The sequence below is a fragment of the Pseudohaemophilus paraphrohaemolyticus genome (assembly GCF_003253115.1).
Lineage (GTDB): Bacteria > Pseudomonadota > Gammaproteobacteria > Enterobacterales > Pasteurellaceae > Haemophilus_A > Haemophilus_A paraphrohaemolyticus_A.
The window spans coordinates 101,306-110,613 of sequence record NZ_QEQF01000006.1 but is presented as its reverse complement, the minus strand read 5'-3'; the positions used below and the strand labels follow the sequence as shown (position 1 = coordinate 110,613).

The following is a 9,308-nucleotide window of genomic DNA, read 5'->3' as shown; positions in this document are numbered from 1 at the left end:
ATTTAATTTAAAGGTAAAAATGAATTTCTAGTTAGCACTTTTATCAAGACTTCAAAATTAAAATATTTTAACTAAGTCAATCAACAAGTGCCCACACAGATTGTCTGATAAGTTGTTAAAGAACAAAAAGAAACGACGCACTGCATATCAATTTAAATCATTCACAACAGTGCGTCGTTGTGTGGGGTGCATTATAGAGAAAAATAAAACTCGTGCAAGCACTTTTTACAAAAAATTTTAAAAAAATTTACCGCTTGTAGAAAATACATACGCGAAACACAAAATTACACCAACAAGCGGTTTATTTTTCTCCAAGTTTTGTAAATTAGAGTTTACTTAAATCTACTAATGCATCTGGTTTAATATCGGCAATAGTACGATTGCTGGTTAATGTCATCGCTACACGCATTTCTTTTTTGAAAATATCCAACATATTTTCAACACCTTGACGACCAGCTGCCCCTAACGCATAAACAAATGCTCGACCTAACATTGTTGCATCTGCTCCTAACGCTAACATACGCACCACATCTAAACCGTTACGAATACCTGAATCAGCAATAATTTTGATATCCCCTTTCACGGCATCTGCAATCGGTGATAACGCTCTTGCACTTGAAAGCACACCATCTAATTGACGACCACCGTGGTTAGAAACTACTATGCCATCAGCACCAAAACGCACAGCATCTTTCGCATCTTCTGGATCGAGAATGCCTTTAATCACCATCGGACCATCCCAGAACTCACGAATCCACTCTAAATCCTTCCACGAAATCGATGGATCAAAGTTTTCGGTGAGCCAGCCAATATAATCATCTAAGCCAATTTGTCTACCCATATAAGTTGAAACATTGCCCAAAGTGTGCGGTTTGCCTTTGATACCCACATCATACGCCCAGAAAGGGTGAGTAAAGCCTTGCAACACACGGCGAATTTCTTTGTAAGGACCACTCATACCTGAGTGAATATCACGATAACGAGCACCAGGGGTCGGCATATCCACGGTGAACACCAAAGTTGAACAGCCCGCGGCTTTGGCTCGCTCAAGGGCATTTTTCATAAAACCACGATCTTTTAATACATAAAGCTGGAACCACATCGGGCGTTTAATCGCTGGTGCCACTTCCTCAATCGGGCAGATTGACACCGTTGAAAGGGTAAACGGCACACCTTTGTTATCTGCCGCTTGTGCTGCTTGGACTTCCCCCCGACGAGCATACATACCGCACGCCCCAACAGGTGCAAGAATAGTCGGCATTGAAAGTTTTTCGCCAAACAGCTCAATGCTGGTATCTAAGTCCGACATATCTTTTAGTACACGTTGTCTTAAAGCGATGTTTTCCAAATCGCTCACATTACGAGAAAGAGTTTGCTCGGCATAAGAACCGCCATCGGCATAGTGGAACATAAAAGGAGGAACACGGCGACGCGCCGCTTCACGATAATCGCTGGCTGATGAAATAATCATTTTGACCTCTTGAACTCTGTTAATAAGAAAGTTATCAGAGTGTAACACTAATTTAACAAGATTAAATGCTAATTATTCTTATTTTGAGATCTAGATCACAGTTTATTTGGGGAAGGTTCGTGTATAAATTGCTAAGGGTAACTTGTTACCCTCGGCAAGCGGTCAAATTCCTTATAAACTTTGCCAATCTTTATAAAAATCCCACCGCTTATATGTGTGAACTTCATTCAACACTCTACAAAAGAAAACCCCAACCATTTGGTTGGGATTTGGTTTAACTTGAATAAGTTATCTTCTGCGAGAAAGTTGTGAGTTAACGATGTCGTAAACGCGGAGTTTCGCGATTTCGCGAGAAAGTTTTGCAGAAAGATCAACATCGTTGGCCTTGCTTAAACTTTCCTCTACTTTACGTTTAGCTGCTAAGATGCGTTGTTGATCAAGTTCTTCGCCTCGAATCGCCACATCTGCTAGTACGGTAACCACTGTTGGCTGTACTTCTAAGAAGCCACCTGAAACATAAATAAATGCTTCATTGCCATCAGATAAGGTGTATTTCACCATACCTGGTTTGATTGCGGTTAATAATGGGGTATGCCCTGCATACACACCTAACTCACCATCAATCCCAGTTACTCGTACGCTAACAACTTGCCCTGTGAAGATTTTTTGCTCTGCACTGACTACGTTAAGTTCAAATTGAGATGCCATTTTGTTCTCCTTGCGTTCCTATGAAGTTAGGGAACAATTACATCTTACTTGCTCTTTCCACAACTTCGTCAATTGAGCCTGCCATATAGAACGCTTGTTCTGGAATATGGTCAAATTCGCCTTCTAAAATACCTTTAAAGCCACGAATTGTGTCTTTTAATGATACATATTTACCTGGTGAACCTGTGAATACTTCAGCAACGAAGAATGGTTGTGATAAGAAACGTTCGATTTTACGCGCACGTGCTACCACTAATTTATCATCTTCAGATAATTCGTCCATACCAAGAATTGCGATGATATCTTTTAACTCTTTATAACGTTGTAATGTACCTTGTACACCACGCGCTACGTTATAGTGTTCTTCGCCTACCACTAATGGATCTAATTGACGTGAAGTTGAGTCTAATGGGTCAACCGCTGGGTAAATACCAAGTGATGCGATGTTACGACTTAATACGACGGTTGAGTCTAAGTGCGCAAAGGTTGTCGCTGGCGATGGGTCTGTTAAGTCATCGGCTGGTACGTACACCGCTTGTACAGAGGTAATCGAACCAGTTTTGGTTGAGGTGATACGCTCTTGTAACACACCCATTTCTTCTGCTAATGTTGGTTGGTAACCTACCGCAGATGGCATACGACCTAATAACGCAGATACTTCAGTACCAGCAAGAGTATAACGATAGATATTATCTACGAAGAATAATACATCACGACCTTCATCACGGAATTTTTCTGCCATGGTTAAACCAGTTAATGCTACACGTAAACGGTTACCTGGTGGTTCGTTCATTTGACCATACACTAACGATACTTTATCTAATACGTTAGAGTCTGTCATTTCATGATAGAAGTCGTTACCTTCACGAGTACGCTCACCAACACCCGCAAACACTGAATAACCTGAGTGCTCGATCGCGATGTTACGGATTAATTCCATCATGTTAACGGTTTTACCTACACCCGCACCACCGAATAAACCAACTTTACCCCCTTTTGCGAATGGGCAGATTAAGTCGATAACTTTGATACCGGTTTCAAGTAATTCCGTACTGTTTGATTGTTCTTCGTAGCTTGGTGCTGCACGATGAATATCCCAACGTTCTTCTTCGCCGATAGGACCTTTTTCATCGATTGGCTCACCTAACACGTTCATAATACGACCCAACGTTTTAGTGCCCACTGGTACTTGAATTGGGTTGTGAGTATTTTCAACTTTTAAGCCACGTTTTAAACCGTCTGATGTACCGAGTGCGATACAACGAACCAGTCCACCACCTAACTGCTGTTGGACTTCAAGCGTTAAACCTGATTCAACTTTTAACGCATCATATACTTTTGGTACTGCATCTTGTGGGAATTCAACGTCAATCACCGCACCGATGATCTGTACAATTTTTCCTGTTGCCATTACCGTTCCTCTTTTCTCTAAATTGCTGCCGCACCGGCGACAATTTCATTTAATTCATTTGTAATGCTTGCTTGGCGAGCTTTGTTATACACTAATTGTAATTCATCAATTAAAGTACCCGCGTTGTCTGTTGCGGCTTTCATTGCTACCATTCGAGCGGCTTGTTCAGAAGCAAGGTTATCTACAATCGCTTGATACACCTGAGTTTCCAAGTAACGTACTAATAAACTATCCAACAATACTTGTGGATTTGGTTCATAAATATAATCCCATGAACCTTTAGTCTCTAATTCGTCATCTGCTAATTTTGGTAACGGAAGTAATTGTGCGATAACCGGTTTTTGTGACATTGTGTTTTCAAAACGGTTATACGCCACAAACACTGCATCCACTTCTTTATTGCGGTAGGCATCAATCATTTCATTTACCATACCCACAATACGTTCCATTTCAGGATTATCGCCTAAACCAATAACTTGAGAACGCACATTTAAACCAAGACTTTGGTAAAAACTTACCGCTTTTGAACCTACTAAGCCAAGCTCTGCACTAACGTTTTTATCATTCCATGTTTTAAATTCATTCAATGTTGCTTTGAATAAATTGATGTTAAGACCGCCACATAAGCCGCGGTCTGTAGATACGATTAAGTAACCTACTTTTTTAATCTCACGTTCAGTTAAAAACGGGTGCTTATAACCAATGCTGCCTTTTGCAATATGGCTGATCACCTTACGGATAGTTTCCGAATACGGGCGAGAAGCCGACATACGCTCTTGCGTTTTACGCATTTTAGAGGTTGCAACCATTTCCATTGCTTTCGTAATTTTTTGCGTATTACGAACACTTGCAATTTTGGTTCTTATCTCTTTCGCACCTGCCATAATCTTTCTCCGCTAGTTAGTGATTACCATGCACCGTTCTTTTTGAAGTTCTCAACGATAGCTTTTAATTGATCCTTAATTGAATCGTTATAATCGCCAGATTTTGCTAAATCCTTCATAAAATCAGCATGGTTGCTATTAGCGTAAGCCAATAATGCAGATTCAAATGAGCCAATACGCTCAACTTCTACATCATCTAAGTGGCCAAATTCAGCAGCAAATAAAACAAGCGCTTGTTCACTTACTGGCATTGGCGCAAATTGTTTTTGTTTCAACAATTCTGTTACTTTTTGACCGTGAGAAAGTTGTTTACGCGTTGCATCATCTAAATCTGACGCAAACTGTGCAAATGCTGCCAACTCACGATATTGCGCTAATGCAGTACGGATACCGCCTGATAATTTTTTAATTACTTTGGTTTGTGCTGCAGAACCTACACGAGAAACAGATATACCTGGGTTTACCGCAGGACGAATACCTGAGTTAAATAAGTTAGATTCTAAGAAAATCTGACCATCAGTAATCGAAATTACGTTTGTCGGTACGAATGCTGAAACGTCACCTGCTTGAGTTTCAATAATTGGTAATGCCGTTAAAGAACCCGTTTGACCTTTTACCGCACCATTAGTGAAACGTTCTACGTAATCTGCATTTACGCGTGCTGCACGCTCTAGTAAACGAGAGTGTAGGTAGAATACATCCCCTGGGAATGCTTCACGACCTGGTGGACGACGTAATAATAATGAAATTTGACGGTAAGCAACGGCTTGTTTAGATAAATCATCATAAACAATTAACGCATCTTCACCACGATCACGGAAGTATTCGCCCATTGCACAACCAGAGTATGGTGCAAGGTATTGTAATGCAGCTGATTCAGATGCTGATGCCACTACAACGATAGTATTTGCTAATGCACCGTGCTCTTCTAATTTACGCACTACGTTCGCAATAGTTGAAGCTTTTTGACCAATAGCAACATAGATACATTTTACGCCAGAATCTTTCTGCGCGATGATCGCATCGATTGCTAACGCTGTTTTACCAGTTTGACGGTCACCGATGATTAACTCACGTTGACCACGACCGATTGGTACCATTGAGTCCACCGCTTTATAGCCAGTTTGTACTGGTTGATCTACAGATTGACGGTCGATTACACCTGGTGCAATCACTTCAACTGGCGAGAAACCATCGTGTTCTACTTCGCCCTTACCATCAATTGGTTGACCTAAAGTGTTTACCACACGACCTAATAAACCACGACCTACTGGTACTTCTAAGATACGACCTGTACATTTTACCGCCATACCTTCTGCTAAATCTGCGTAAGGTCCCATTACCACCGCACCGACTGAATCACGTTCTAAGTTCAATGCGATAGCGTAGCGACCACCTGGTAATTCGATCATTTCACCTTGCATTACATCTGCAAGACCGTGAATGCGAATAATACCATCGCTTACTGAAACGATTGTCCCTGTGCTTTGAGCATCGCTCGCCACATTAAACTGGGCAATTCGTTTTTTAATCAATTCACTAATTTCAGTTGAATTTAGTTGCATTTTTTATTCCTCTTACAAGCTCAACGCTTGGCTTAATCGTTCTAACTGCCCGCGGCTACTGCCATCAATCACCACATCATCATATTGAATAATCACACCTGCAATTAGGGCTTTATCGATTTGGCTACTTAAACGGACTTTCTGACCTAAGCGTTTTTCCATCGCGCTTGCGATTTTATCGGTTTGTGCTTGACTTAATTCGGTAGCTGACACGACTAAAACATCTTTCACCGCTTCATGTTCTGCACGCAATGTTAAGAATTGCTCATACACCGCAGGTAACACAGGTAAACGCTTGTTTTCAGCCATTACACGAATAAAATTTTGCCCATATTGGTCAAGTTGGTCGCCGCAGATATTGCAAAAGAAATCTGCAATTTGACCGCTTGCAAGTGCACCGCTGATGTATTCTTCCACCTGCTCATTTTCAGCAACAACCGCTGAAAACTGCAACATTGCCTGCCATTTATCCAACTGACCTTGCTCTAAAGCAAAATCAAAAGCTGCTTTAGCGTAGGGGCGAGCTACTGTACTATATTCTGACATCTGCCCCACCTTATTATAGTTCTGCAACTAGCTTATCAATAATGTCATTGTTCGCCGCGCTATCTACAGAGCGACCCACAATTTTCTCTGCACCAGCCACGGCTAATGCTGCTACTTTTTGACGAAGCTCTTCTTGAACACGTTTACGTTCGCTTTCAACTTCCGCACGACCTTGTTCAATAATACGCTGACGTTCCACCTCAGCCTCTGCTTGCACAGATTCTAAAATTTCATTACGTCTTTTCGTTGCTAAATCAATAATTTTTTGAGCTTCTTCTTTAGCTTTAAGGATTTCTTTATCCGCTTCAGCTTTTGAGTCTGCTTGCTCTTGTTTCGCTTTTTCCGCTGATGCTAAAGCGTTAGCTATATTTGCTTGACGCTCTTCAATCGCTTTAATAAGCGGTGGCCATACATATTTCATACAGAACGCCACAAAAAGGACGAACGCAATAAGTTGGCCAATTAGTGTTGCATTTAAGTTCACAACGCCTCCTATAAAGTTAGTTAAATTACCCGAAGGTAACGCCTATTATTTATAGGGATTAGCCTAATAAACCGATGAATGGGTTTGCGAAGATGAATAATAATGCAATACCAACAGCGATCATTGCGATAGCATCTAAAAGACCAGCAACGATGAACATTTTAGTTTGTAAGCTGCTTGCTAATTCAGGTTGACGAGCAGAAGACTCTAAAAATTTGCCACCTAAAAGTGCGAAGCCAATTGCAGTACCAAGTGCTGCGAAAGCTAATAAAATTGATGCACCAATAATAGTTGCTGTGATTACTGATTCCATAATGTTCTCCATTAAAAGATTGAGGAATTAGCCTCTCGGCTAAGGTTTTGTTTAAGTTAAAGAAAAATACAAGCGGTCTAATTTTTGCAAAATTTCACTAAAATTCCACCGCTTATGGGTTCGTTTAATGATCCGCTTTGTTATAAGCGATACTCAAGTAAACAATCGTTAGCATCATAAAGATAAAGGCTTGGAGCGTAATAACCAAAATGTGGAAAATTGCCCAAACTAAATGCAATGGAATACCCAATGCTTGCAATGCAAAATTGTCCGCCATATACATTACTGCAATTAAGATGAAGATTAACTCACCTGCATACATATTACCGAATAGACGGAACGCCAATGAAATCGGTTTTGCTAATAATGTTACGCTTTCAAGAATGAAGTTGACAGGAATAAATGCCCAGTGATTAAAAGGGTGGAGCGTATATTCTTTTACTAAACCACTAAAGCCTTTTGATTTCACTGTGTAGAAAAGGATTAAGCCGAATACACAGATTGACATACCGAGTGTTGCACTAATATCTGCAGTTGGTACAGCACGTAAATAGTGAACACCGAACAATCCAGCGAATTGAGGAAGAAAATCAACAGGAACTAAGTCAATCGCATTCATCACAAAAACCCAACAGAAAATGGTTAATGCTAATGCAGCCACTTTATGACGAATATGGTGTGATGCGTGAAGGTTATCTTTTACTAAACCATCCACCCATTCAACCACCATTTCTACAAAACATTGCAACTTACTTGGCACGCCAGTCGTTGCACTTTTTGCAACTTTGCGAAACACAAATAAGAAAATCAGAGCGGATACGATAGAGAAAAATAACGTATCTAAATGCACATTCCAAAAGCCCTCGCCTGTGGTTGCAAACGTAAGGTGGTGACCAATATATTCAGCGGTATTTCCAGCCATAATTTATCCTTGATAAAAATATAAAAACTAGGTTGTATGCCGTTCGAGCATTACAGGTAACACAATATTTAACAATAATGTAACGAAATAACCAGCAAAGAAAAACAGCACTTTTAACGCAGGAAGCAGAGTCAAACTCAGGATGATTAACACCATCGTCATTAACCATTTCATTCCCTCTCCCCAGTAGAAAGCTGTCATTTTTTGTTGAACTTTTGCTGATTTAAAGAAAATCCAGTAAACAAACACGCAATGCGGTAAAAAACTTGAAATTGCTCCCGCTAAAAACGAAACATTAAGTTCGGATTGCACGGTAATCACTGCAAGGAAACTCAAAAAAATAATCGCCATTTCCCATTTTATCGCTTTGATATAACGATGTTTGGCTCGGTTGATAACAGCCGACATTGGCGTTCCTTTTTATTCAGTTTGTTAATTCAGAAAAATCACTCGAATTATACGCTACCATTGTTGAGTTTCAACAAAAATCATACTAAAAAAGGGGAAGAAAATTGCGTTTTGTTAAAATTTAGTTAAAAAGTTCCTTTTTTAATTTTTTTATGTTTTAAAAGAATTAAAAGCAATTACTTTTTTTGATCTCTTGTAAAAAATTAACTTATTTGAAACAGAAAAATAAAAGATGAAAAAGCGAGAAATAAATTCTCGCTTTTTCTAAAAATTAAATAGCACGTGTACCTAACTGGAAGATGACCACTTCGGCTTGACAGCTAAAGGTAAAGTTCGCATCCAGTTTGAAACCACCTTCCACTGCATTGATTTGGCTTTCTACTTGATAGCCTTCATCAACCTCTTTAGCTTTCGCATTTAAACGGGCTAATGCCTCTTGAGCTTCTGCTTCAGAACCATAAACTCGCTCAACTTGAGCCGTCACTTCACTATTATCTAAAATAGAACCGACATCAAAAGTGTTGCAACCTGTGCATTCAATTGGTTTTTCGTTTTTCATAACATATCCCTTTTTAAAAAAGTGGATATAACTTTAA

At 39.9% G+C, this 9,308-nt stretch carries 11 protein-coding genes; all 11 read right to left on the bottom strand.

Annotated elements, in window-relative coordinates; genetic code table 11:
- Window positions 1–325: 325 nt before the first annotated feature.
- The 11 genes from lldD to DPV92_RS07050 all read right to left on the bottom strand — a co-directional run bounded on the left by lldD (window position 326) and on the right by DPV92_RS07050 (window position 9,271).
- On the bottom strand, window positions 326–1,471 hold the full coding sequence (lldD, locus tag DPV92_RS07100; RefSeq protein WP_111354269.1) for an FMN-dependent L-lactate dehydrogenase LldD: 1,146 nt from the start codon (window positions 1,469–1,471) through the stop codon (window positions 326–328).
- Between the two features lie 288 nt (window positions 1,472–1,759).
- Window positions 1,760–2,179, bottom strand: a complete 420-nt coding sequence (locus DPV92_RS07095; protein WP_111354268.1) for a F0F1 ATP synthase subunit epsilon — start codon at window positions 2,177–2,179, stop codon at window positions 1,760–1,762.
- A 37-nt stretch (window positions 2,180–2,216) separates the two neighbouring features.
- On the bottom strand, window positions 2,217–3,590 hold the full coding sequence (gene atpD / locus DPV92_RS07090; protein WP_007523430.1) for a F0F1 ATP synthase subunit beta: 1,374 nt from the start codon (window positions 3,588–3,590) through the stop codon (window positions 2,217–2,219).
- Between the two features lie 17 nt (window positions 3,591–3,607).
- Window positions 3,608–4,474, bottom strand: coding sequence for a F0F1 ATP synthase subunit gamma (gene atpG, locus DPV92_RS07085; protein WP_111354267.1), 867 nt, complete (start codon window positions 4,472–4,474; stop codon window positions 3,608–3,610).
- Window positions 4,475–4,497: 23 nt separating this feature from the next.
- The gene (gene atpA / locus DPV92_RS07080; protein ID WP_111354266.1) at window positions 4,498–6,039 is read right to left on the bottom strand and encodes a F0F1 ATP synthase subunit alpha; all 1,542 of its coding nucleotides are present in this window, start codon (window positions 6,037–6,039) and stop codon (window positions 4,498–4,500) included.
- A gap of 12 nt (window positions 6,040–6,051) precedes the next feature.
- Window positions 6,052–6,585, bottom strand: coding sequence for a F0F1 ATP synthase subunit delta (gene atpH / locus DPV92_RS07075; protein ID WP_111354265.1), 534 nt, complete (start codon window positions 6,583–6,585; stop codon window positions 6,052–6,054).
- A gap of 13 nt (window positions 6,586–6,598) precedes the next feature.
- Window positions 6,599–7,069: a F0F1 ATP synthase subunit B gene (gene atpF / locus DPV92_RS07070; RefSeq protein ID WP_111354264.1), complete on the bottom strand. Its 471-nt coding sequence runs from the start codon at window positions 7,067–7,069 to the stop codon at window positions 6,599–6,601.
- A 58-nt stretch (window positions 7,070–7,127) separates the two neighbouring features.
- A complete protein-coding gene (gene atpE / locus DPV92_RS07065; RefSeq protein ID WP_005706613.1) occupies window positions 7,128–7,382 on the bottom strand; it encodes a F0F1 ATP synthase subunit C in 255 nt (84 codons plus the stop codon).
- A gap of 124 nt (window positions 7,383–7,506) precedes the next feature.
- Window positions 7,507–8,304: a F0F1 ATP synthase subunit A gene (gene atpB / locus DPV92_RS07060; RefSeq protein ID WP_111354263.1), complete on the bottom strand. Its 798-nt coding sequence runs from the start codon at window positions 8,302–8,304 to the stop codon at window positions 7,507–7,509.
- Between the two features lie 27 nt (window positions 8,305–8,331).
- On the bottom strand, window positions 8,332–8,712 hold the full coding sequence (locus DPV92_RS07055; protein WP_111354262.1) for an ATP synthase subunit I: 381 nt from the start codon (window positions 8,710–8,712) through the stop codon (window positions 8,332–8,334).
- Between the two features lie 271 nt (window positions 8,713–8,983).
- Complete coding sequence (locus DPV92_RS07050) at window positions 8,984–9,271, bottom strand: YfcZ/YiiS family protein (RefSeq protein ID WP_005706598.1); 288 nt, start codon at window positions 9,269–9,271, stop codon at window positions 8,984–8,986.
- Window positions 9,272–9,308 lie beyond the last annotated feature (37 nt).